The organism is Kribbella turkmenica, from assembly GCF_004348725.1.
In the GTDB taxonomy this organism is placed as follows: domain Bacteria; phylum Actinomycetota; class Actinomycetes; order Propionibacteriales; family Kribbellaceae; genus Kribbella; species Kribbella turkmenica.
The window spans coordinates 16,329-40,289 of record NZ_SMKR01000055.1; the positions used below are offsets into that span (position 1 = coordinate 16,329).

A 23,961-nucleotide genomic window follows, 5' to 3' on the forward strand; every position below is an offset into this window, starting at 1 on the left:
GCGCTCCACCTTACTCCACTTTCCACCACCGTCAACCAACTTCCGCCCCAATTCCCCCACGTGCCGCCCCGATTCCCGCGGGCCGTTCCGCGTGCCGTGGCCCGTTCCAGGCGTGCAGCCCGGCCGGCCGACGCTCCACTTCGCTCCACCCGGCTCCTGGCGCTCCATGTCGGTCCCCGGGAACACGACCGGCGTACCTTTCTCTCCGTTCCGGGCGCGTCGCTCCCCGTCGCCCCACAGGTCCCGGCGCTCTGTTCCTCCGGCGAACGGTTTTCCCCCACCCGTACGCTTGGAGGGACGACTGCCGACCCACGCCGGTGAGGGCCTGTGCCGATGAACACCGAAACGCCAGGTAACGAAACTTCAGCTGCTCTAGGCCGGACCCCTACAGCGGGTGAGAATGTGTCGGCCGTCAACGAATGGGGAGGACACAGGGTGAGCACCACCGCGACCAGCTCGGCGCTGGCAGGGGCCGGGGACTTCGACGAGCTGTCCGAGGTGGCGGGCCGGGTCCGCCAGGCGATGGAGCAGGTGATCGAGGGTAAGCCCGACGTGGTCGAGGTCGCCGTCACAGTCCTGCTGGCCGAGGGACACCTGCTGATCGAGGACGTGCCCGGCGTCGGCAAGACGATGCTGGCCAAGGCCCTGGCGAAGTCGATCGACTGCAGCGTCCGCCGGATCCAGTTCACGCCGGACCTGCTGCCGTCGGACATCACCGGCGTCTCGGTCTTCAACCAGGAGATCCGCGACTTCGAGTTCAAGCCCGGCGCGGTGTTCGCGAACATCGTCGTCGGCGACGAGATCAACCGCGCCTCGCCGAAGACCCAGGCCGCGCTGCTGGAGTCGATGGAGGAACGCCAGGTCACCGTCGACACCACGACGTACCAGCTCGAGGCGCCGTTCATGGTGATCGCGACCCAGAACCCGATCGAGATGGAGGGCACCTATCCCCTCCCCGAGGCGCAGCGCGACCGGTTCATGGCCCGGGTGTCGATGGGCTACCCGGAGCCGGCCGCGGAGCTGCGGATGCTCGACGGCCACGCCGCCGACGACCCGCTCGCCAACCTGCAGGCGGTCACCGACGGACAGCAGATCCTCCGGCTCGTGAAGACGGTGCAGTCGGTGCACGTGTCCGAGTCGGTCAAGGAGTACGCCGTCGCCCTCGTCGGGGCGACCCGCCGGTCGCAGGAGCTCCGGCTCGGCGCCAGCCCACGGTCGACGCTGCACCTGATCCGCGCCGCCCGGGCGGCCGCGGCCCTCGACTCCCGTGAGTTCGTCCTGCCGGACGACATCCAGGAGCTCGCCGTACCGGTGCTCGCGCACCGCGTACTCCCTGCGGCTGAGGCGCATCTCGGTGGGCGCGGTGCAGCCGACATCGTCTCCGGGCTGGTGGCCACCGTGCCGCTGCCCCGCACACGTCGGGACTGAGCCGTGCGGCAGGCACTGCGCGGGCTGACTACCAGAGGGCGGGCCTTCGTCGCGGCCGGCATCACGGCCTCCCTCTGCGCGCTCCTGCTCGGACAGAAGGATCTGCTGCGGGTCGGCATCCTCCTGATCGCGCTGCCCGTCGTGGCGGCGCTCGTCGTCGGCCGGACCCGGCTGCGGCTGCAGGTACGCCGCAGCCTCACCCCGGACCAGGTCCCGGTCGGTTCGCAGGCGACCGTGGAGCTTGCCCTGAGCAACCAAGGCCGGATGCCCGCCGGCCTGCTGCTGCTCGAGGACCGGATCCCGTACGTGCTGGGGCACCGGCCCCGGTTCGTGGTCGACCGCGTCAGCCCGAACTGGCGCCGTACCGTCAGCTACCCGGTCAAGAGCGACGTCCGCGGCCTGTTCCAGGTCGGGCCGTTGATGCTGACCGTGGCCGACCCGTTCGGGCTGGTCGAGACCAGCCGGATGTTCACCCGCAGCCAGCACCTGCTGGTCACCCCGCGGGTCTTCCGGCTGCCCGAGATCCGGCTGGGCGCGGACCGGGCCGGCTCGGGCGAGAACCGGCCGCGGGCGATCGCCTCGGCCGGCGAGGAGGACGCGACCGTGCGCGAGTACCGCGACGGCGACGACCTGCGCCGGGTGCACTGGCGGTCGACCGCGCGACGCGGCGAACTGATGGTGCGCCGGGAGGAGCAGCCCTGGCAGAGCCGCTGCGCGATGTTCCTGGACGCGCGGACGATCTCGCACCACGGCCACGGACCGTCGTCCAGCCTCGAGTGGGCCGTCAGTGCGGCCGCCTCGATCGGCAGTGACCGGATCCGCCGCGGCTACGCGACCACGATGCTGGGCGGGCCGACGACACTGTCCGCGATCAACCACCGGACGTCGGCCGCCGTTCACCAGCCGCTGACCACCCAGCAGTTGCTGACCGAGTGCGCGACCGTCGAGGAGCACAAGTACGCCGAGATCGGCCCGCTGCTGACCGTCGACCGGCACGCGCAGGAGCCGAGCCTGGTGATCGCGATCGTCGGCGCGCTGGGCACCGAGGACGTCATCTCGCTGAACCGCTGGCGGACCAGCCAGGCGATCGGGGTGGCGCTGGTGCTCGACGCTGCCAGTTGGGCGGTCGGCGCCGAGACGACCGAGAAGGCGGCCAGGCTGACCGCCGCCGCGGACGCCACCGAGAACGAACTGCGCCGGAACGGCTGGCGGGTCGCCAGGGTCCGGCGCGGCGACCACCTACCCACCGTGTGGTCCGGCCTCGGACTGCGGAGCGGAAGGATCGCATGACAGTGCTAGTGGCCGGGCCTCCGGCGGCAGGATCATGGGGCCCTGGTTCCCGCGTCGCTCCAGTCGCTGCGCTCCTCAGGCCAGGCAGGGAGGCCTCATGACCGGACATGCCAGGATCTCACTCGCTGGTTGGGGAGCGACCGTGCTGGGAGCGCTGGTGCTCACGCCGGTGTTCTCCGGGCCGTTCCTGTTCATCAGCGCGTTCCTGTGCGGGGCGATCACCGGTGTCGGCATCCTCCTGCAGAACCTCCGCGCCCCGCGGATCGTCGTGCCGTTCGTCCAGCTCGTGCTGCTGGTGGAGCTGATTTCGTTCTTCTTCCTGCGGGAGACGCTGAAGTTCGGCCTCATCCCGGTGAAGGCGACCGCGCTGGAGTTCAACCAGCAGATGGTCAACGCGATGGACTCGATCAACCGGTTCAGCGCTCCCCTGCCACCGGACGAGCACCTGACCCTGTTCGCGGCCTCGGTGATCGCCGCGACCGGGTTGCTGATCCACCTCATCGCCGTACAGCTCCGTCAGGCCGCCTGGGCCGGGTTGCTGCTGCTGATCATGTACACCGTGCCGGCCGCGACCGTGCACGGCGGGCTCCCGGCGTTGCTGTTCGTCCCGCCGGCGCTCGGCTACATCCTGCTGCTGTCGGCCGAGGGCCGCAGCCGCCTCAGCCGGTGGGGTCGCCGCATCTCGGGTGTCTCCCACCTGGACGCGGCCGAGCCGGTGGAGGCGTCCGCGCTCGGACAGGCCGGTCGCCGCATCGGCCTGACCGTCGTCGCGCTGGCCGCGCTGCTGCCCGCGCTGCTGCCGACCCTGCCGGAAGGTGTCATCGGCAACGGTCTGGCCGGTAGCGGTCCCGGCAGTGGTATCGGCGCGTCGATCTCGTCGACGGACCCGATGCTGGACATGGGCAAGAACCTGAAGCGTGGCGACAACGTGGTCGCGCTGACCTACAAGGGCGGTCCGTCCGGCGGCAGCTACCTGCGGCTCACCGCCCTCGACTTCTTCGACGGCGACACCTGGCGGATCGCGCCGCGCCAGGAGGGCCAGAAGATCAGCGGCGATCTGGCCCCGCCGCCCGGGTACGCCGGCGACCTCGGCAAGGTCCCGCAGTCCAAGATGGAGATCGACGTCAGCCGGAACTTCCGCTCCCAGTTCGCCCCGGTCCCGTACCCGGTCCGCTCGATCTCCCTCAAGCGCGACTGGCGGTACGACGCCGGCTCGCTCGACGTGGTCTCGTCGAACGGCCAGGTCGTCGCCGGCAAGAACTACGACGTGACCGCGTACGACCTGCAGCCGACGCCGCAACAACTGCACGACGCGATCGGCGCGGGCGAGCCGGACCAGTACAGCAGCCGTGTCCCGCGCCGCACGCCGGACGACGTCGAGGCGCTCGCCCGCGAGATCACCGAGGACGCGAACGGCAACCCGTTCGCGGCGGCCGTGCTGCTGCAGTCCTGGTTCCGCAGCGATGGCGGCTTCACCTACAGCACCGACAACAGCCGCGGCAGCGGGATGCGCGCGCTGCGGAACTTCCTGCTGGAGAACAAGACCGGGTACTGCGAGCAGTTCGCGACCGGGATGGCGCTGATGGCCCGCATCGTCGGCATCCCGTCCCGCGTCGGCATCGGCTTCCTGCCGGGACAGGCCGGCGAGGACGGCGAGTACACCGTGCGGATGCACGACATGCACGCCTGGCCGGAGCTGTACTTCCAGGGCATCGGCTGGGTCCGGTTCGAGCCGACCCCGGCCGCCCGGGTCGCCAGCACGCCGAACTGGACCGTTCCCGCGACACCGGACCCGACCAGCCCGAGCACCGCGCCGACCACCGCGCCGATCTCGCCGGGCGCGACCGAGGACCCGGGGATCGAGCGGCCGGAGGGCGACCGCAACCTGCCGGACGACAGCGGCGTGGCGGTCATTGACGACGGCAACTGGTTCACCAACGGCGGCGGCCGGACGATCGCCATCGTCGCAGGCGTGCTCCTGCTGCTCAGCATCCCGTGGCTGATCCGCACCCTGACCCGCCGTCGACGCTTCGCCAGAGCACCCGGACGGCTCGGAGCCGAAGGGTTGTGGGCGGAGATCCGCGACACCTCCCGCGACCTGGGACTGGACTGGTCCGACATCTCGACGCCGCGGCAGTCGGGCGACTGGCTCGTCACGCAACTGCCTGCCGAGGTGCATCCCCAGGCGCTCCGGCTCGCCCGCGGCATCGAGGCGCTGCGGTACGCCGGTGGCACGGACCTGACCCTCGACCTCCGCACCGAGGCCGCAGCGGTCCGCAAGGCACTGTGGTCGCGGGCGCCGCAACTGCGGCGCTGGCGGGCGCGGTTGCTGCCGCCGTCGTGGCGCTGGTACCTGAGCCGGGGCAGCACGGAGGCCTCCGACCTCCTGGACGAGTTCGACCTCCTCCTGGCGCGCCTCCGCTCCCTCGCCCTCCGCCGCAGGCACGCCAACTGACATCCGACGACGCCCGACGGCCGCCGCTCACCGGCCAGTCGGGCGTCGGTGTGCTGCCTGCCCGCCCTACCGAACTGCTCCGTTCGGTGCTCGGCCGGCCTTCAGCTGACCGGCAATGTGCAGAGCATCGGACCGGAGCTACCCGCACCGCTCAGCGGACGCCGCGGCAGCGGCACCACCCGCAAACAACGAACCACACCCGCGCCACCAGTGGCACGGGTGTGGTTCTCGGCCGGTTGCGCGCTCAGGCGCGGCGTACGGTCAGAGGTCTTCGTCGCGGCGGCGCCGCCAGCGGTCTTCCATCCGCTCCATGAAGCTGCCGGACGAGTCGTGCTTGGTCCGGTGCCGCTTGGTCGGCGGCGGAGGCGGCGGGATGTCGTCGGAGTCCCCCGCGCTGCTGATCCGCTTCATACTCAGCGCGGCGACGTACAGACAGGCGACCATCATCACGAACCCGATGACTCCGATGATGGTGTTGGGGATGATCGCGCCGGTCATCAGGACCGCGATGCCCAGCACGAATCCGACGCCGGCAAGCACTGCCCGGCGCTTGTAGTACAAGCGCACATTGGTCCCTCGCATGGCGGAGACGAACTTCGGGTCTTCCGCAGCAAGGGCACGTTCGAGCTGCTCGAACTGGCGCTGCTCTTCTTCCGAGAGGGGCACCGTCGATCCCTCCATGGTGAGCGCGATCTCGATTGGCCGCCTCCAGTCTAGGCCGCGCTTGCCTCACACGAAACCCTGACCGCCTGTCCAGCGCGTCACGGTCCGGCAACTGCCACCATCACACTCTTCCGGAACCTGCTCCCCCGGGCGTGTCGCACCGCGTCCCGAGCCCCGGTAGCAGCCTCATCACGGTCCGTCGCCCCGCGTCGGCGTACCGGCACATGAGGGCCTGTGACCGGGGGCACACCGGCCCCGCGGTCAGCGGGTGGCGAGGATGTGCAGCTGGGTGGCGAGCGCACGGAAGGCGGGATGCCGGCTGGCGGCGCGCTCCAGCTCGGCCAGGGACTCCGCGGCCCCCGGTTCGGTGTCCACGAAGGCCGACGGGACGAGATCCGCGAACGTGCGGACGCCGTGCACGGTATGCACCACGAACCCGGCGTCGGCCAGCTGCCGGGTGATTTCTGCCTCGTCGAACCGGCGCGGCATCGGATCGGTCGCACCCCAGCGCCCGTCGGGATCCTGCAGCGCGATCCGGGCCTCCGCCAGGTGCCCGGCGAGCGCGCGGGCCAGCACGACAGCGTTGCGCTGGGCAACAAGCAGGCTGAGTACGCCGCCCGGCCGCAGGACCGAGGCCATCGCCTGCAACGCCTGCACCGGGTCGTCGACAACCTCGAGCACTCCGTGGCACAGGACGGCGTCCGCGGCCGACTCCCCCGCGAGACCGGGAAGCTCGGCCGCGTCGCCCTGTACACCGCGGACCAGGTCGCTCACGCCTTCGTCGCTCGCTCGCCGCTCGAGCGAGGCCAGGGCGTCCGGGCTCGGGTCCACGACGGTCACCCGGTGACCCTCGACGGCCAGCGGCACGGCGAACCCGCCGGTGCCGCCACCGAGGTCGACGATGTCCAGCCCGGCACCGGGCTCGGTCCGCGCCCGCGCCGCGAGCGCGACCCGCAACGCCTCGGCCACCAGCGCCGTCCGCACAGACCGCCGCCGCCGATCGACCATCGTCATGACCCTCCTAGAACCATCGACCCACCCGGCCACACCCTACTTCCCGCCGCTCCCCCGCCTCCGCGGCACCACCTCAACCGCCGTAAGCGGGTGGTAAGGCCCGGCATCTGTCCACGGGCGGACGAATGCGCGACCGTCGGAGCAAGGGGAACCACCGAACGAGGGGGCGGCCATGCCGATCCACAGCAAGTCCTTCGAGGAACCGGACGAGCGCCGCTCGCCGGAGAAGACCACCGTCGACGTGGTCAAACTGCCCGGCGCCAGCGTCGCCCGGATCACCTTCCAGCCGGGCTGGCGCTGGTCGGAGTGCATCCGCCCGGTCGTCGGCGGCGAGTCCTGCCAGGTCCGGCACGTCGGGACCCTGATCTCCGGCGAGATGGAGGTCGTCCACGACGACGGCGCCAAGGCCCACGTGACTCGCGGGATCGCGTACGTGATCGAACCGGGCCACGACGCCTGGGTCGTCGGCGACGAGCCGGTGGTCGGCCTGGAGTTCGAGTCGCAGGCCGCGGAGACGTACGCGAAGGGCTAGTGCCCGACTCAGGACCCTAGGAGCTCGCGCTGGCGTAGGTGCGGAGTCCGCGGCGCCACAACAGCCGGACGAGCGTCACCGCGACCACGACCAGCGCGACCCCGCCGGCGACCGGCGTCCAGCCCAGGTCGCCGGCCAGCGCCTGCGCCGGGTACGTCGACGCGAACGCCACCGGAAACGCGAACGTCAGGAACGCCCGCACCGCGACCGGGAAGAACGCCAGCGGGTACCGGCCCGCCTCGACCAGGTTGAGGTAGATGTAGGCGATCGGGCCCACCGACTGCAGCCAGAACGCCAGGAACGCCAACGCGCTCCACACGGTCGCCAGCAGCACCAGCCCACAGGCCGCGAGCACGAACGCCTGCAGCACCTGCGCCGCGTTCGGGCTCGCGCCGGACTGCACCAGCCCGATCACCAGCACGGCGATCCCGCTCGCGACGTTGCTGAGCTCCGCGACGTTGATCCACCGCAGGGTCAGGTAGAACTGGCTCGACACCGGCCGGAGCAGCACCCCGTCCAGCTCTCCCTCGGTGATGTACGACGTCATCCGCTGCAGGTTGGGCGCGACGAACGCCGCCATCAGCCCGGTGACGATCTGGTAGACGCCGACGAGCGTGATCACCTCGGCCCGCGACCAGCCCTGCACCTCCTGGGCGAAGCCGAACAGCAGCAGGATCGGTACGACGCCGAGCCCGAGCTCCACCAGACCCACGAGCAGCGTGGTGGCGAAGTGCGCGCGATAGTGCGTCTCCCGGACCACCGCCTGCCCGAGGAACCGCCGCCACAGCCGGAAATGCCGCCGCTGCCGATGCAGCCAGCTGGCATCGAGCGGCCTCCGGTCGTCCGCCATGGTCCTGGTCATGGGGTCTTCCGGCCTGGACCGAGGAGCGGAGGGAGCGTAGCGGCTGCAGCGTCGACGGAAGGCCGGGAGTCACAGCCCCATGATCCGCCGCGCCGGAGGCGTGGCATCTGGACTGTCATGCGCCCACCGCCGAATACGCGCGGAGACCGGCTGACCAGACGAGGCGCGCGAGGATCCCGAGCACGACGACGTACCCGGCCTGGATCCCGAGACCTACGAGCAGCTCCTGTCCGGACAGGTTGCCGGCGACGATCTCGACCGGGAACGACACCGTGAAGCGGAACGGCTGGTTGTCGATGAATCCGCGCGACCAGTCCGGCATGAGTGCGAGCGGAACAACCGCGCCGGACAACACGCTCGCGATGATCAATCGGGCCTGCGCCAGCGCCGTCACGTCGTCCATCCAGAACGCGAGCGAGCCGATCAGGAGGTCGATCGTGAACACCAGGATCGCCCCGAGCACGATGCTCACCGCGAAGACGGTCCAGCGGCCCGGGCCGGCCGGGATGTTCATCGAGTCGCGGAAGATCCACCACAGCACGCCGATCATCGGCACCAGCGCGATCAGCTTGAGGACCTTCTCCGACAGGTTGTTCGCGACGAAGCTGAGCAGCACCGACGCGGGCCGGACCATCCAGCTGGACAGCCTCCCGAGCCGGATGTACTCGGCCAGGAAACCAGTCATCCACGACGAGGTGGCCATCGTGACGAAGCTGAGCAGGACGAAGTACGTCGTCACGTAGCGCTCGTCGATCGGCAGCCGGGCGCCGTTCGCGATCGCCGTCCGCCAGATGAGCAGCGAGATGATCGGCACGCAGATGTTCGCCACCATGAAGATGGTCCAGGCGCCGCGGTAGATCGACGCCCCGACGATCTGCGCCGCGGTCATCCGCCGCAGCACCCGGAGGTTGCGCACCACGGTGCTCATCAGGCGTCGCCCAGCGTGCCGCGGCGGAGGAAGAGGTCGCGCATGATCTCCTCGATGTCCGCGTCCGCGACGTCCAGGTCGACCAGGGGGCCGATCCGCGTCAGCTGCCCGAGGACGTCGCCGGCCCGCTCGCGGTCCACTTCCAACGTGATCGTCAGCCCGTCGGTGTCGACCCCGGTCACGCCCTCGCCCGCCGCGAGCCGGCTGCCGTCGACCTCCGACGCGTACGTCGCCCGGACGAGCTTGCGCGGCCGGGCCGCGTGCACGAGCTCGTCGAGACCGCCGTCGTACTGCAGGCGTCCGTCGTCGATGATCATCACCCGGGAGCAGAGCGCCTCGATGTCGTCCATGTCGTGACTCGTCACCAGGATCGTGGTGCCGCGGAGCTTGTTGACCTCGGCGAGGAAGGTCCGTACCCGCGCCTTCGCGACCACGTCGAGGCCGATCGTCGGCTCGTCGAGGAACAGAATCTCCGGGCCGTGGACGAGGGCCGCCATCAGTTCGAGCTTCATCCGTTCGCCGAGCGACACCTTGCGCACCTGGACGTTCAGCAGGTCCTGGACCTCGAGCAGCTCGGCCAGCTCGGCGACGTTGCGGTCGAACTCCTTCGCGCCGAGACCGTACATGTCCTTGTGCAGCAGGAGCGTCTCCATCGCCGGGACGTCCCACCAGAGCATGGTCTTCTGACCCATCACGAGCGCGATCCGCCGCAGGTAGTCGTGCTTGCGGTCCGACGGGGTGAAGCCGAGCACCTCGAGCTCGCCGGACGTGACGTACAGCAGACCGGAGAGCAGCTTCAGCGTGGTGGTCTTGCCGGCGCCGTTCGGGCCGAGCAGCCCGACGACCTCGCCACGGTCGATGGTGAAGGTGATCTCGTCGACGGCCAGGCGGGTCTCGTACGTCCGCCGGACCAGGCTTCTGAGCGCGCCGGCGAGACCGGCCTGCTGTTTGTGGAAGGTGTAGGTCTTGGTGAGGCCGGTCGCCGCGATCACGGGCAGGCGGCGCGAGGAGGCTTCGAAGGTGTTCGTCACGGTTGTGCACCGCCCTTTCGGGAGTCGGTGGTGACTTCGGACCGGGCAACGTCAGCGCAGAGCGTCTCCTCTGGTCCATCCGACATACGGCTGCCGGTCAGAACGCTAAGGAGTAAGGAAAGCGATGTCCAACCAGTTTCGGCGTCGCCGGGCCGGAGTCAGGCGGGAGTGCGGCCGACGACGTACAGGCGTTGGGTGGTTTCCTGGCGAGCCGCGACCGGTCCGCGGAGGTACCACTCGAGGTCGACGAGCCCGGCGGACTCCAGCACGCCGACCACGAAGGCCAGGTCGTGCAGCACGTAGTCGAGGTCGACCTCGTGGCCCTGGAACTCGTCGACGTGACGGACCTGGTCTCCGGCGTGCAGTCCGAGGACGAGCCAGCCGCCGGGATCGAGCGGACGCACCAAGGCGGCGATCGCGTCGGGCAGCTCCGACGCGGCCAGGTGGATGAGCGAGTACCACGCCAGGACGGCTGCCCAGCCGGAGCTGGTCGGCGGCCGGCCGAGTCGCCGGAGGTCGCCGACCTCGAAGTTCCGGTCCGGGAACCGCCGGCGTGCCTCGGCCACCATCTCGGGCGCGAAGTCGATCCCGGTGGCGTCCGCGTCATGATCGGCCAGGTACGCGGTGATGTGGCCCGGCCCGGAGCCGACCTCTACGACCGGCCGGCCGGCGGCGTGCGCGACGACCCGGTCGAGCAGCCACGTCTCGAAGGGGAGTCGGTCCAGTTCGTCGACGAGCTTGTCGGCGTACGTCGTCGCGACGGTGTCGTACGCCGTACGCACCTTGGTGTCCCGTACGTCGGTGCCGTCGGCGATCACGGCGTCCCGGTCGACCGCCGGGGCGGCGAGGGGGGCGACGTCCTCCGGCAGCGGCCCGAGGAGATGAATCCAGCGGTGGTCGTGCTGACCTGCGCGACGTTCGAGCGCACGGACGAGCGGTTCGGGACGCGCGGCCATCCGGCGCAGGCAGGCCTCGACGTCGGCGCGGTCGGCGAACGGGTGAAGTCGCTCGGTGCGTGTCCGCAGTTCGCCGGGTGCCTGGGCGCCTCGAAGGAGCAGCACGGTCAGCAGCGCCCGCTCGTCCGGCTCGAGTTCGAGCCGCTCGTCCAGGAGTTGGTGGTACTTCAGAGTCCGCCGGCCCGTGTCCACCCAGACGACCCGCAGCAGCTCACGATCCCGGAGTGACCGCGCGACCCGCTCCACCGTTCCCTGGTCGTAGTCGACGACCGGATCGCGGTTGCTCGTCTGATTGCAGGCTGTTCGTAGTGCGTTGGCGGTCAATGGGTACGACGCCGGCACCGTCGTCTGCTTCTCCATCAAGCTCCCGAGAACACGCTGATCCTCGGCATCCAGAACAGGAAGTCCGCTCACTCCCCCGACCCTAGTTCCCCGCCGGTCCCCACAGCACCACGCACCGCACCCGGGAGGCGGTGCGCGGCGTGCTGTCGGGTCCGGCGTGGCTGAATCTTCGGTGAGGGCTGTCAGCCGGGTTGGTAGCTGTCGGGGTCGATCAGGGCCACGGGTTCGACGCCGGTGGTGTTGCAGCGATCGCAGGGAAGACCGTGGATGATGCCGCCGCCGGCGCACTTGCTGCAGAGGCCGTCGTGCCAGGAGTCGCCGTCGAGGGACTGATGTGGGGCCGGGTAATGGGTGTCGGCCAGGTAGCACTCGACGCCGGTCACCGCGTGGACGCGACCGCACAGGTCCTTCCCGACACCTCTGCGTAGCTCGCTCAAACGTCAACTCTCCGGAGTCGTGCTCACCTGCCGACGGCGCGCGGCCGTCAGGAAATGAGGTGGTCAGCGGCCATCAGCAGATGGGTGGGGTGGTCAGCTGGCCTGCATCCAGGGTTGGGTCAGGACGGATTGCGGATCGGTGGTGGCCGTGAGCGCCGGGGTGCTGGACAGACGCAGGCTGGTCTCGACCAGGTCGTAAAAGGTCTCCACCGCGCGGATCAGGTCATCCGCCTCGCGGGTCGTGACCGCGCGCTCCAGACCGGCTTCGGCCGCGGCACGCTGCGAGGCGCCGGCGGCGAAGAACGTCGCCCACTCGCCGAACTCCGGCGCGACCTCGGCCAGCAGGACCCAGGCGTTGCGCTGGACCCGTCGGCGAGCGCCGGAGCGCACCGGGCGGGCGCGGACGGCGAGAACCGCGGCCGCGACCCGGAGAGCCGCGACGTGTGCGCTCGAGTAGCGAATCAGGTGGTCGGTCGTCGCTCTCGCCTCGGTGAGCGCCGTGCGTGCGCGGGACAGCTCGCGGCTGGCCGCGCCGGCGGCTGCCGGGGATACCGGTGAGACAGTCATCGGTCGGTCACCCTTTCCAGTTGCCAGCGGCCGGAATCCGGGTCGTGTGCGAGGTCGAACAGCTCACGCCGCCCGTGCCGGCCGCACCCCGCCTCCACCCGGTACACCGAACGCCGAGGCCCCCAGTCCGCGTCCAGCACGCCGACCGCAGCCGGACTCTCGGACACACCCGCCGTGCCGGCGCTCCCCGTCACAGCGAGAGCGGTCGTGGCGCCCGCAGCCGGAGCGAGAGCGGTCGTGGCGCCCGCAGCCGGAGCGAGAGCGGTCGTGGCGCCCGCAGCCGGAGCGAGAGCGGTCGTGGCGCCCGCAGCCGGAGCGAGAGCGGTCGTGGAGGAGCTCCGGGCCGGAGCAGAGGTGGTCGTGGCCCTCCCGGCGGGAGCGAGGGCGGTGGTGCTCCCGCCGGGAGCGTGCGTGGCGAAACGGTCCGGGCGAGATCGAGGGCTCGCCGGCGCAGCCACGCCGTTCGAGTGCGCGCCGTTCGAGTGCGCACCGTTCGAGTGCGCACCGTTCGAGTGCGCACCGTTCGAGTGTGCGCCGTTCAGGCGGGCGCCGGTGTGCGCCGACCTGACTTCCAATCGGCCGTCGTAGGCGGCGTCAGCACTGGCGTCGAAGGACGCTCCCGGGCGGTTGTCGTAGGAGGCGCCGAGGCCGGCGCCGATGATGCCTCGTTCCCACCAGGCGGCGGTTTCGGTCCAGTGAGCTTGCACGGAGCAGACGCGCCACAACCGGCCGCGCCAGAGGAACTGCTCCGGGGTCTCGACGCCGTCCACGGCATCCGAGCGCACTTCGACGGCCTCGTCGAACTCCCACATGTTCCATCGCCTCCTGTGCACGAATCGCTTCCCTTGATCGGCGGCCCGACGGGCGGGCACGAGGTGGGGGTCGAGGACCACCTCGGCGCCCGGCCCGCCGGAACCACCGGAGTCCGATGCGGCCGCAACTCCGCACCGGAGCCGTCCAGCTGCCCGGATCACCCGTCTCCGCTCTCCCGACGAGATCGGTTCGGAGGTAATCGAACATCTGTTCGAACACGAACAGCGTATCCCCGCCCGCCGACAAACGTCAACGGGCCGTAAGCCCGGCGCGTCCCCACGCGACCGGTCCGCCGTCCACACTGAGGAAGAGACGAGCGCCGTACACCGGAACGGCGCCAGGAGAACGGAAGAGGCAAGGATGCCGAAGCTCAGGTCGCGTTGGCGGGCAGCACTGGTCGCCGCGGCGGCGGTGGCCGTCGTGGTCACCGCGGTCGCGTTGCCGCTCTTCCAGCCCTGGCGACTCTTCACCGACAAGGTCGTCGACGAAGCGCTGCCCGGCGCCGTTCCGATCTCCACACAGTCATCGTCGACGACGCCACCGACAGTTTCGGAGAAGCCGTCCGCGACCACCCGGCCCGCCGGGCCCGAGGTTCTGCTGACCGGGAAACTGATCACCCACGAGCACGACACCGAGGGCACGGTCGCCGTACTGCGGCTGCCCGACGGCTCGCGCGTGCTCCGCCTGGAGAACCTGGCCACCTCCGACGGTCCGGACCTCAAGGTCTGGCTCAGCGACGCCGCGGTGGTCCCCGGCCGCAAGGGCTGGCACGTGTTCGACGACGGCGAGTACCGAAACCTCGGCAGCCTGAAGGGCAACCACGGGAACCAGAACTACGTGATCCCGAAGGACGTCGAACTCACCGACTTCCGCAGCGTGGCCATCTGGTGCGACCGCTTCAACGTCTCGTTCGGGGCGGCCGAGCTCAGGTCGGCGTGACCGGCCGCCTAAGCTGCCGAGGGTGAGCAATCATCCCAACGTGCAACAGGTGGCCGACGCGCTCCGGACGGCCGGCGCCACCGGCGAGATCGTGATCCTGGACGAGGCGGTCCCGACCGCGGCGGCCGCGGCGGCGGAGCTCGGCTGCGAGGTCGGCGCGATCGCGAACAGCCTGATCTTCGAGGGCGACGGCGCACCGGTGTTGATCCTGACGTCCGGCGCGCACCGGGTCGACACCGCCAAGGCGGCCGCCGAGCTCGGCATCGGCAAGCTGCGCCGCGCCAAGCCGGAGTTCGTCAAGGAGCACACCGGCCAGTCCATCGGCGGCGTCGCCCCGGTCGGTCACCCGCACAAGGTCGCGACGTACGTCGACACGGCCCTCGAGCAGTACGACGTCGTCTGGGCGGCCGCCGGCATACCCCACTCGGTCTTCCCCACCACGTACGCCGAGCTCCTGACCCTCACCAACGGCACCCCGATCACGGTGAACTGACCACAGCAGGGTCGCCGACCGCAGGAACCGCGGCCAGTTCTCGTACTCACGCGACGAAGCCGTCCAGCAAGGACTGGACGGCTTCGTCGATCACCTCGTCGGACTAGACGGCCGGGCGGAGGTCCACGTCGGCGGCTCGGACGTAGGCCATGCGGTGGCCGAACCAGATCTGGTAGTAGCGGTCCTTGCCGAGGACCTGGACGTGGTCGGTCGGGGGCTGGCCGTCGAAGGTCACCGCGCGGTAGTAGTCGGTCTCGATGGACGCGTCGCCGACCGGGTAGGCCTGACCCGCGAGGATCGAGTACTGCAGCGGCGTGACCACCTGGTACGGGATGCCCTCCGGGTACGCCGACTGCTCCGGGTAGGCACGCCCGTAGACCGGCACCGACGCCAGGCCCTTCTTCGGCTTCACCACGAGTCCCCGCTTGGCGAACGCGTCCGGAGCCGAGGCGGGACTCTTGAACCAGGCGATCGCGCCGAGGTACCAGACAGCCACCCAGTCACCCTGCCGCTTCGCCACGACGTACTGCGAACCGGCGGCGGCTCGTGCACCGATGTCCGAGACCACCGTCGTGCTGTCCGAGCCGTCGGGATGCAGGCCGATGTCCTTGACCAACGGGGCCGCGTCGTCCGGCGCCTGCCGCAGGTACACGAAGTTGGTGCCCTGCGGGGTGCAGGTGGTGCCGGCGCCGGTGCAGTTGGTCAGCACCTGCACGTTGTCGTCGAAGCCGGGCTTGATGGTGACGATCGAGCCGGGCTTCACCGGGAACACTGACTTGCCCCAGATCGGCGCTTCGAGCAGGTCGAAGTAGTGCTCCCAGTCCCAGTACGGTCCCGGGTCCCAGTGCATGCCGCGGACCGTCCTGGGGACCGTCCCCGGGATCTGGTCGTGCCCGATGATGTGAGCCCGGTCCAGCGGGATGTTGTTCCTGGCGGCCAGGTAGCGGACCAGCTTGGCCGAGTTGCGGTAGAGCGACTCGGTGTACCAGGTCGCACCCTGGGCCGCGAAACCCTCGTGCTCGATGCCGATGCTGTGCATGTTCACATACCAGTTGCCGGCGTGCCAGGCGACGTCGTCGGCCTTGACGTGCTGCCAGGTGTGGCCGTCGGACGAGCGCATCGTGTACTGCCAGCTCACGTACGTCGGGTCCTGCACCAGCCGCAGCGTCCCCTGCCAACTGGTCTCGGTGTCGTGAATGATGATGTAGTCGATCTTGCCGGTCTTGGGCCGGTCCGCGAGGTCGTGGTTGCCGTAGTCGCCACCACCCAGGTCCTGGTACGGCGCCGGCAGCCACTCGCAACCCAGCGACGTCGGGCACTCCACTCCGGAGCTGGACGCCTTCGTGCCGGCGGGCAACGACAGCTTGTTCACCTGCGACTTGTCCGGGCTGACCGCCACGGCAGGCATGACGACCTGCTGCCCGGTGTTCGTCGTCCGGGCGGCGCCGCGAGCCATGATCGAGTAGACGTCGTCGGCGAGGACTGCCGCGGCCACACGGTCCGAGGCCTCCGCGTACGACGCCACCGCGCCGTACCACTCGGCGACCGAGGTTTCGGCGCCGACCGGGTGACCGAGCGAGCGCTGATACGACGCCAGCAGCGCGGCACCGCCTTCGATGTTCGCCGCGGTGTCATTGCGCAGGGCAACCGGGTCCAGACCGGTCAGCTCGGACGCCTTGTACAGCGTGCGCAGCGAGCTCGTCCTTGCGACCTTGCGCTTGCCGGACAGGTCGACGACCGTGGATGGGTCCACGGCAGTGAGGTGCATCGGACCGTAGCCGCCGTCGGTGCTGGATGCGCCCCGGTGGTCGTCCCAGCGGGTCTCGGCGTACGACACGGCGAGCAGCACGGACTCCGGTACGCCGTACTTCGCGGCGGCGGCGCTGAACGCGGACGCGGCCTCGGCGGACGGGCCCGGGGTCGAGGCGGCCGCGGGTGGACCGCCGGACGACGACACGCCGGTCACCGTGATGGCCAGCGCTACCGCAGTCATTGCGGCGAGAATCTTCGGACGACGACGCATGTTGTTTCTCCTGAACCGACGGCGGGGATGCCGGTCACACAGACTGGCAACCTGATCACTGTGAGTCGAGGCGACCCGGAAGTCAACGGTTAACCAAAACTCGCCGTGCGAGGTTCGATACTGACAAGGCGGTCGTCGGACGGGGTGGCGACACAGGGTTACGGAGCAGGACACATGGAAGCGTTGCCGTTGGCGTTCACGTCGGGCTGGGCGAGTGGCATCAACGCCTACGCCTGCGTGCTGATCCTGGGTCTGCTCGGCCGGTTCGCCGGCGCCGACGACGTACCCACGGCCCTGACCGGCAACGGCGTGCTGATCGCAGCGGGCGTCCTCTTCCTCTTCGAGTTCGTCGCCGACAAGATCCCATACGTCGACTCCGCCTGGGACGCGATCTCGACGGTGATCCGGCCGACGGTCGGCGCGATCGTCGCCGCGCTGCTGTCCGGTGAGGCGAGCACGCTGGAGCAGGCCGCGGTGGCGACCGCCGGCGGCCTGGTCGCCTTGCTCTCGCACGCGGTCAAGTCGAGTCTGCGGCTGGCGATCAACACCTCCCCCGAGCCGGTCACCAACATCGCCGCGTCGTCGGGTGAGGACATCGCCGTCGTCGGCGTGATGTCCCTGGCCGCCTTCCATCCCGAGGCAGCGCTCGTCATCGCCGGTGTCCTGCTGGTGCTCGGCCTGATCGGGGTGTACGTCGCCTTCCGCTTCATCAAGCGCGGGTACGCGAGGTTCAAGGCGTGGCGGGAGAAACGCGGTGACCCGGCGACCGGGAGCAGTGCTGTCTGATGGCCCGAGTGATTGTCGTCGGGGCCGGGCTCGCCGGTCTCGCCAGCGCCGTCCGGCTGGCCAAGCTCGGCCACCAGGTCACACTGTGCGAGCGCGACGAGCGCCTCGGCGGTGTGCTGGGACGGATCGAGGCAGACGGGTTCTGCTGGGACGCCGGAGCCGCGAGTACGACGCTTCCGGCCGCGCTGCGCGATCTGTTCCGTAAGAGTGGTCGTCCGATCGAGAGCCTGGTCCAACTGGAACCGGTCGCCGAGCCGAGGCGGCACATGTTCGCCGACGGCTCCGTGCTCGACCTCCCGATCGCCGACCGCGGTGAACAACTCCAAGCCTGGACCGAGCTGGCCGACGCGAAGGTGGCCCGGCAGTGGACCGCCCTGGTCGACGGCTACGGCGAGACCTGGCAGATCCTGCGCAAGACCTCGCTGGAGCCACCGCTCAAGGACCAACTACCGCTGAGCGCCATCAGGACGCTCAGGCCATGGCAGTCGCTGGAGCGGGTCGCTCAGCGCCGGCTGGACGACGAGCGAGCGCGGGCAGTACTGCGGCACTTCGCTGCCCAGAGTGGTTCCGACGCGAAGCTCACCCCGGGGTACGTCGGCGTGTGGTCGTACCTGGAGCGCACGTTCGGCCGATGGACGATCGCCGGAGGCTTCGGTGCTCTCGCGGACGCTCTCGCCCAGCGGGCCCGCGAGCGGAAGATCGACGTACGGACCGGCGCCGAGGTCGTCGCCGTGGGCACGTCACAAGGCAGTGTGACCGGAGTACGGCTGGCTGACGGGACCGAGTTGGCGGCGGACATCGTGGTGAGCGACATCGACCCACGCGAGCTCTACGAGCATCTGGTGGACGATCCTGCGGCCAAGAAGGTGCGGAAGCAGGTGCACTCGACACATCAGGCGCAGGCGGCGTACGTCGTCCACCTGGGTCTGGAGGACCCGGTGCCGAGCCTGCCGTTCGAGACCGTGCTGCACGGCACGCCGACTGCCGTCGTGCGGACCGGCGGACAGGCACCGGCCGGACACCAGGCGTGGTCAGTACTGGTGCACGGCTACCCGACCGACGACGTGCTCGACCTGCTGGTGGCGCGCGGCCTGCACGTCCGGGACAAGGTCGTGTCGCGGCAGACGTCACCGTCGTGGTGGGCCGGAGTGGCCTGGGAGGGGTACCGGACGGCGCGGCGGCGGGCCGCGAACGTGTCGCCGATCAAGGGGCTGTACTGCGTGGGTGCGGGTGCTCACCCGGGCTCCGGCGTACCGGCGACCACGCTGGGCGCCGCGATCGTGGCGGACGCGGTCGGGAAGGCCTGAGACCGGGTGGGGTCGCGCTACCCCACCCACGTAGGATTGAGCGTTCATGTGTTCCATGTCGGGTGAGGCGCCCGGCAGTAGAGAGGACCTCGGTGGATCAATCCCCCACGTCGGCCGATCACGAGAACGTCGAGCGCGCTGAACTGGCGGCTGAGCAGCAACACGTCGACCGGGTCTACGACCGGGTCGCGGAGGCCGCCCGGTCGGCGTCCCGGATCGCGGTCGAAGGGCACCAGCGCGGGCAGGCGCAGAACGTCGGCCGGGTCCGCGAGGAGGAGCAGACAGGCCTGTACGAGCGGGACGTGCTGGTGTTCGCGGCGGCCCGGCGGATCGCCGAACTGGACGCCGAGCACGAGGGGCTCGTCTTCGGCCGGCTCGACTCCGACCGGGGTGACGACGGGCCGGCCGCAGGTAGTGCCGCCGACCTCGAGAAGCTGTACGTCGGCCGGATCGGTGTCCGCGACGCCGAGTACGAACCGCTCGTGATCGACTGGCGAGCGCCGGCCGCCGAGCCGTTCTACCGTGCCACCTCGACCGACCGGCTGAAGGTCGTCCGCCGTCGTGTGCTGCGGAACAAGGGGCCGCGGATCGTCGGGCTCGAGGACGACCTGCTGGCGCCGGAGCGCGCGCCCGAGGACCTGCCGGTGATGGGCGAGGGCGCCCTGATGGCGTCGCTGTCGCGGGCCCGCGGTCACACGATGCGCGACATCGTCGCCACCATCCAGGCCGAGCAGGACAAGGCGATCCGGGCGCCTGCCCGTGGTGTCACCGTCATCGGCGGTGGACCGGGGACCGGCAAGACCGTGGTCGCCCTGCACCGGGCGGCGTACCTGCTCTACAGCGACCGCAGGCGGTTCGAGCGTGGCGGCGTACTGGTCGTCGGACCGTCGGCCGCGTTCATGGCCTACATCGAACGCGTGCTGCCCAGCCTCGGCGAGAACACGGTGTCCCTGCGGGCCGTCGGCGAACTGGTGGACGGCATCAAGGCCACCGCGGTCGACGAGGCCCAGGTCGCCGCGCTCAAGGGGTCCTTGCGGATGCGCGGCGTCCTGTCGCGAGCTACCCGCGACCGCGTGCCCAACGCACCCACGACGCTCCGCGTCTTCCTCGGTGGCGCGACCATCGAGCTCGACGCCAACCAGCTGGACAACGTCCGGCGGAACGCGCTGCGGCGGACTCCGCGCAACCGGGCGGCTGCCGAGGCGCGCAAGGGTCTGGTGGCCGCGCTGTGGCAGCGGTTCCCCGACGACCTGCGCAACGGCGTGTACGGCGACCGCGAGGCCTTCGGCGACCAGGTCACCGAAACACCAGCGTTCCGGACGTTCTTCAGCCAGTGGTGGCCGGTGCTGACGCCGGAGGCGGTACTGCGCTGGCTCGGTGACCCACGCCGGTTGCAGCGGTGGTCCCGCAACGACCTGACGCCGGCGGAGGTCGACGTACTCGCCGCGGCCGTTCGGGGCACGAGCGAGTTCACCATCGCCGACGTCGCTCTGCTCGACGAGCTCGCAACGCTGCTCGGCCGGCCACCGGTCTCGGAGACCAAGGACGAGGAGTTCGACTGGCTGGAAGGTCTGTCGGACGGCGTCAACGAGGTGCTCACCACCTCGGAGCGTCGGGCTCGCGCAGTGGCCGCCAGGGAGGCCGAGGAGCCGGAGGAGTACGCGCACGTCCTGGTGGACGAGGCCCAGGACCTCTCCCCCATGCAGTGGCGGATGGTCACGCGGCGCGGCCCGCAGGCGAGCTGGACGATCGTCGGCGACCCGGCGCAGAGCTCGTGGCCGGACCCGGACGAGGCCCGTGCGGCAATGGACTCGATGCTGTCGCACCTGCAGCGGCACGCGTTCCGGCTGTCCACCAACTACCGGAACTCGGCCGAGATCTACTCGTTCGCGGGTGAGGTGATCCGGCAGACCCTGGCGGACGCGGATCTGCCCGATGCGGTCCGGCGTACCGGGGTCGTGCCCGAGCACCGGATCGTCGACGGCGGCAAGGTCGCCGAGGCCGCGGGCGACACCGCCGTCGAGCTGCTGCGACTGGTCGAGGGCACGGTCGGCGTGATCGTGCCGCCGAAGCTGCGGCCGGCCGTCGACCCGGTGCTGGCGGAGCTCGGCGACCCGCGTGTGGTCGCGGTCAGTCCGCTGGAGTCGAAGGGTCTCGAGTACGACGCCGTCGTGGTCGTCGAGCCGGACCGGATCGTCCGCGACACTCTCGGCGGCGTACGCGCGCTCTACGTCGTGCTGACCCGGGCGACTCAGCGGCTGGTGACGGTCAACAGCACGACGAACTGGCTGCCTTAGCCGCGCGGTACGACGTACGACACCAGGTCGGCGTCGTCGGCGGACAGGTCGGACCAGCGGCAGGTGAGGTGCAGGACGGCCAGTCCGGAGGTCGGGTACTTCTGCGTGAGCTCGACCCGTTCCGGGCTGGTGCCGTCGAGGGCCAGCTCGTCGGCCAGCCACGGTACGCCGGGCGCGTGGCCGACCAGGACCACGGTCCGAACGTCGGCCGGCACCTCGTGGATGACGTCGAGGAGCTCGTCGGAGCCGGCGTTGTAGATCCGCCGGTCGTACCACACGTCGGTGGCGGTCGCGCCCGCCTCGGCGGCGTACTGCCAGGTCTCCCGGGTGCGCTGCGACGGTGAGCACAGGACCAGGTCGGCCTCGATGCCCTGGGCAACGAGGTGGCGGCCGGCCGCGGCCGCGTCGGCCCGGCCACGATCGGCCAGCGGGCGTTCCAGGTCCGGCATCGACTCGGGCGGGACCGCCTTGGCGTGCCGGAGCAGGACGAGGGTGCGGTCGATCAGCAGATCCGACGGGTCAGCCATCGGCTCAGGATACGGCCGGGCGTCGCCGTACGAGCAACCGTCAGCCCTGGGCGGGAAGCGAGGAGAGCGCAGTGGTGGGTGAGCTGGACCTCAGGTTGAGGAACACCTGACGGGTCGCGGTCGACCTGTTCAGAGTGATGAAGTGGATGCCCGGAGCGCCGCCGGCCAGCAGCCGCTCGCACAGATCGGTCGCGATCTCGATGCCGACGGCCCGGACCGCGGCCGTGTCGTCCTCGACCGCGAGCAGCCGGTCGGTGACGGCCGTCGGCAGCGCCATCCCGGTGAGCTCCGCCATCCGCTGGATCTGCTTGATGTTGGTGACCGGCATGATGCCCGGCAGCACCGGGATGTCACAGCCCAGCGCGGCCGCGCGGTCGACCAGCCGGAAGTAGTCGTCCGCACCGAAGAACATCTGGGTGATCGCGTAGTCCGCACCGGCGGCGGCCTTCGCCGCCAGCACCTGTGCGTCGGCCTCGAGCGACGTCGCCTCCGGGTGCTTGTCGGGGAAGGCGGCGACCCCGACGCAGAAGTCGCCGAGCGACCGGATCAGCTCGACCAGCTCGACCGCGTGGTTGAGACCCTCCGGGTGCGCGACCCAGGGCTGGTTCGGCCCGCCCGGCGGGTCGCCGCGCAGCGCCAGCATGTTGCGTACGCCGGAACCGGCGTACGCACCGATCACCGAGCGCAACTCGTCACGTGAGTGCGCGACGCACGTCAGGTGACCGAGAGGGGTCAGCGAGGTGTCCTGGGCGACCCGCTCGGTGACCCGGATGGTGCCGTCCCGCGTGGTCCCGCCGGCACCGTACGTGATCGAGACGAAGGTCGGCCGGAGCTGCTCGATCTCGCGGATCGACCGCCACAGCACCTCCTCGGCCTCGGGGGTCTTCGGTGGGAAGAACTCGAACGAGAAGGAACGGTCACCGGTCGCCAGCAACTCGCGGATCGTCGGCGTACCGCCGGGCAGCGTCGAGGGAAGACCGTTCGCCATGCCGACAGGTTACCCGCGGTGTCCACCGGTGCGCTGCCACCGACTACGCTCCGGGACGTGTATGGCGATGTGGACGTCCCGGCAGCGGTCCAGCGTGCGCTGACCGGTTTCCTCGACCTGCAGCAGGAGCGGCTGGAGGCGATCGGGCCCGAGCTCACCGAGCAGGTGCAGGCCGCCCGGGACGCGACCAGCGGCGGCAAACGGCTCCGGCCGGCCTTCTGCTACTGGGGTTTCCGGGCCGCGGGCGGCGATCCGGCGCAGCCGATCCTGACCGCCGCGGCCAGTCTGGAGATGCTGCACGTCAGCGCGCTGGTGCACGACGACGTCATGGACTCGTCCGACACCCGCCGCGGCGCACCGGCCGCGCACCGCCGGTTCGAGGCGTTGCAACGGGCCCGCTCCGAGGTGTCCGGGGTCGGCGGCGATCCGGTCGGCTTCGGCGTCGGCGCGGCCATCCTGCTCGGCGACCTGTGCCTGATCTGGGCCGACGAGATGCTGCACACCTCCGGTTTCGACGCGGCCGCCCTGGCCCGGGCCTCGAAGTTCTTCGACGCCGTCCGGGTCGAGGTGACGGCCGGGCAGTACCTCGACCTGGTCGCGCAGGCCAGCGGGGTGTCCGACATGGACCAGGCCCTGCGGGTGCTGCGGTACAAGTCGGCGACGTACACGGTCGAACGGCCGCTGCACATCGGCGCGGCCCTGGCCGGCGGGGACCGGCGGTTGATCGAGGCGCTGTCGGCGTACGGGCTGCCGGTGGGTGAGGCGTTCCAGCTCCGGGACGACCTGCTCGGGGTGTTCGGCGATCCGGCGCTGACCGGGAAGCCGGCCGGGGACGATCTCCGGGAGGGCAAGCGGACCGTGCTGGTCGCCTACGCGGTCGACCACGCGTCCGAGGTGCAGCTGGCCGAGTTCGACCGGTTGTTCGGCCGGCCGGACCTGGACGACGACGAGATCCAGTTGCTGCGCGAGATCCTGCAGGACTCGCGGGCGGTGCGGGCCTGCGAGGACCTGATCACCGAGCGGACCGAGGACGCCCTCGACGCGCTCGACCGCGCTCCCCTGGCCGACGACACCGCCCGCAAGGCGCTGGCCGATCTGGCGATCGCCGCCACCTCCCGTCAGCTCTAGCCTCCCGGCTCCCCCTGCTTCCCTGCTCCCTCACCGCCGCTTCCTCCCGCACCCGTCCGGCACCACCCCTGCCGCCCCGGGCCTTTGAGCGGATCTCCCCTCTAGTTGTCCCTTCTCCCCTGCTGATATGGGGGGAGAAGGGTTCAGTCCCGGGG

General features: G+C 70.6%; 22 protein-coding genes. 10 read left to right on the forward strand and 12 right to left on the reverse strand.

Annotation, left to right across the window (positions count from 1 at the left end):
* The first annotated feature begins 489 nt into the window (after positions 1-489).
* From E1218_RS14825 to E1218_RS14835, 3 genes are all read left to right on the forward strand, one after another.
* Positions 490-1,428, forward strand: coding sequence for an AAA family ATPase (locus E1218_RS14825; RefSeq protein WP_407657613.1), 939 nt, complete (start codon positions 490-492; stop codon positions 1,426-1,428).
* Positions 1,429-1,431: 3 nt separating this feature from the next.
* A complete protein-coding gene (locus E1218_RS14830; protein WP_132320385.1) occupies positions 1,432-2,718 on the forward strand; it encodes a DUF58 domain-containing protein in 1,287 nt (428 codons plus the stop codon).
* Between the two features lie 97 nt (positions 2,719-2,815).
* Positions 2,816-5,173: a transglutaminase family protein gene (locus tag E1218_RS14835; protein WP_132320387.1), complete on the forward strand. Its 2,358-nt coding sequence runs from the start codon at positions 2,816-2,818 to the stop codon at positions 5,171-5,173.
* A gap of 261 nt (positions 5,174-5,434) precedes the next feature.
* On the opposite strand, the gene E1218_RS14840 is transcribed toward E1218_RS14835, so the two are convergent.
* Positions 5,435-5,839 carry a DUF3040 domain-containing protein gene (locus E1218_RS14840; RefSeq protein ID WP_233712235.1) on the reverse strand — a complete coding sequence of 135 codons (405 nt, stop codon included), beginning with the start codon at positions 5,837-5,839 and terminating at the stop codon, positions 5,435-5,437.
* Between the two features lie 258 nt (positions 5,840-6,097).
* Entirely contained in the window at positions 6,098-6,850 is a 753-nt protein-coding gene (locus E1218_RS14845) for a methyltransferase domain-containing protein (protein ID WP_132320389.1), read from the reverse strand.
* Between the two features lie 172 nt (positions 6,851-7,022).
* Between E1218_RS14845 and E1218_RS14850 the strand changes: the two genes are divergently transcribed.
* On the forward strand, positions 7,023-7,382 hold the full coding sequence (locus tag E1218_RS14850; RefSeq protein ID WP_132320391.1) for a cupin domain-containing protein: 360 nt from the start codon (positions 7,023-7,025) through the stop codon (positions 7,380-7,382).
* A gap of 16 nt (positions 7,383-7,398) precedes the next feature.
* Here E1218_RS14850 and E1218_RS14855 read toward each other — a convergent pair whose 3' ends face one another.
* The 7 genes from E1218_RS14855 to E1218_RS14885 all read right to left on the reverse strand — a co-directional run bounded on the left by E1218_RS14855 (position 7,399) and on the right by E1218_RS14885 (position 13,317).
* The gene (locus E1218_RS14855) at positions 7,399-8,244 is read right to left on the reverse strand and encodes an ABC transporter permease (protein ID WP_132320393.1); all 846 of its coding nucleotides are present in this window, start codon (positions 8,242-8,244) and stop codon (positions 7,399-7,401) included.
* A gap of 115 nt (positions 8,245-8,359) precedes the next feature.
* Positions 8,360-9,172, reverse strand: coding sequence for an ABC transporter permease (locus E1218_RS14860; protein ID WP_132320395.1), 813 nt, complete (start codon positions 9,170-9,172; stop codon positions 8,360-8,362).
* The gene (locus E1218_RS14865; RefSeq protein WP_132320397.1) at positions 9,172-10,203 is read right to left on the reverse strand and encodes an ABC transporter ATP-binding protein; all 1,032 of its coding nucleotides are present in this window, start codon (positions 10,201-10,203) and stop codon (positions 9,172-9,174) included. Before E1218_RS14865 ends, E1218_RS14860 begins: the two co-directional genes overlap by 1 nt.
* 158 nt (positions 10,204-10,361) lie before the next feature.
* On the reverse strand, positions 10,362-11,573 hold the full coding sequence (locus E1218_RS14870; protein ID WP_202866019.1) for a DUF480 domain-containing protein: 1,212 nt from the start codon (positions 11,571-11,573) through the stop codon (positions 10,362-10,364).
* Between the two features lie 110 nt (positions 11,574-11,683).
* Positions 11,684-11,938: a hypothetical protein gene (locus E1218_RS14875; RefSeq protein WP_132320399.1), complete on the reverse strand. Its 255-nt coding sequence runs from the start codon at positions 11,936-11,938 to the stop codon at positions 11,684-11,686.
* Positions 11,939-12,031: 93 nt separating this feature from the next.
* Positions 12,032-12,505 (reverse strand): SAV_6107 family HEPN domain-containing protein, encoded by a 474-nt coding sequence (locus E1218_RS14880; protein ID WP_132320401.1) that lies wholly within the window; start codon positions 12,503-12,505, stop codon positions 12,032-12,034.
* Entirely contained in the window at positions 12,502-13,317 is an 816-nt protein-coding gene (locus E1218_RS14885; RefSeq protein ID WP_132320403.1) for a DUF6504 family protein, read from the reverse strand. Before E1218_RS14885 ends, E1218_RS14880 begins: the two co-directional genes overlap by 4 nt.
* A gap of 361 nt (positions 13,318-13,678) precedes the next feature.
* Here E1218_RS14885 and E1218_RS14890 point away from each other — a divergent pair, with 361 nt between their 5' ends.
* Positions 13,679-14,257, forward strand: a complete 579-nt coding sequence (locus tag E1218_RS14890; RefSeq protein ID WP_132320405.1) for a DM13 domain-containing protein — start codon at positions 13,679-13,681, stop codon at positions 14,255-14,257.
* Positions 14,258-14,279: 22 nt separating this feature from the next.
* Positions 14,280-14,750 (forward strand): YbaK/EbsC family protein, encoded by a 471-nt coding sequence (locus E1218_RS14895; RefSeq protein WP_132320407.1) that lies wholly within the window; start codon positions 14,280-14,282, stop codon positions 14,748-14,750.
* 103 nt (positions 14,751-14,853) lie between these two features.
* Here the strand turns inward: E1218_RS14895 and E1218_RS14900 are convergent, their stop codons facing one another.
* Entirely contained in the window at positions 14,854-16,743 is a 1,890-nt protein-coding gene (locus E1218_RS14900) for an N-acetylmuramoyl-L-alanine amidase (protein WP_233712237.1), read from the reverse strand.
* Between the two features lie 204 nt (positions 16,744-16,947).
* Between E1218_RS14900 and E1218_RS14905 the strand changes: the two genes are divergently transcribed.
* From E1218_RS14905 to E1218_RS14915, 3 genes are all read left to right on the forward strand, one after another.
* Positions 16,948-17,559: a DUF4126 domain-containing protein gene (locus tag E1218_RS14905; protein ID WP_132320411.1), complete on the forward strand. Its 612-nt coding sequence runs from the start codon at positions 16,948-16,950 to the stop codon at positions 17,557-17,559.
* Positions 17,559-18,866: a phytoene desaturase family protein gene (locus tag E1218_RS14910; RefSeq protein WP_132320413.1), complete on the forward strand. Its 1,308-nt coding sequence runs from the start codon at positions 17,559-17,561 to the stop codon at positions 18,864-18,866. The genes E1218_RS14905 and E1218_RS14910 overlap by 1 nt, the downstream gene beginning before the upstream one ends.
* Before the next feature lie 92 nt (positions 18,867-18,958).
* Positions 18,959-21,163 (forward strand): HelD family protein, encoded by a 2,205-nt coding sequence (locus E1218_RS14915; protein WP_132320415.1) that lies wholly within the window; start codon positions 18,959-18,961, stop codon positions 21,161-21,163.
* Here E1218_RS14915 and E1218_RS14920 read toward each other — a convergent pair.
* Together E1218_RS14920 and metF are read right to left on the reverse strand one after the other, a co-directional pair.
* A complete protein-coding gene (locus E1218_RS14920; RefSeq protein WP_132320417.1) occupies positions 21,160-21,690 on the reverse strand; it encodes a SixA phosphatase family protein in 531 nt (176 codons plus the stop codon). The two genes, E1218_RS14915 and E1218_RS14920, sit on opposite strands and share 4 nt — an antisense overlap.
* Before the next feature lie 40 nt (positions 21,691-21,730).
* A complete protein-coding gene (gene metF, locus E1218_RS14925; RefSeq protein ID WP_132320419.1) occupies positions 21,731-22,678 on the reverse strand; it encodes a methylenetetrahydrofolate reductase [NAD(P)H] in 948 nt (315 codons plus the stop codon).
* A gap of 57 nt (positions 22,679-22,735) precedes the next feature.
* On the opposite strand from metF, the gene E1218_RS14930 reads away from it, so the two are divergent.
* The gene (locus tag E1218_RS14930; protein ID WP_132320421.1) at positions 22,736-23,806 is read left to right on the forward strand and encodes a polyprenyl synthetase family protein; all 1,071 of its coding nucleotides are present in this window, start codon (positions 22,736-22,738) and stop codon (positions 23,804-23,806) included.
* The last annotated feature ends 155 nt before the right edge of the window (positions 23,807-23,961 follow it).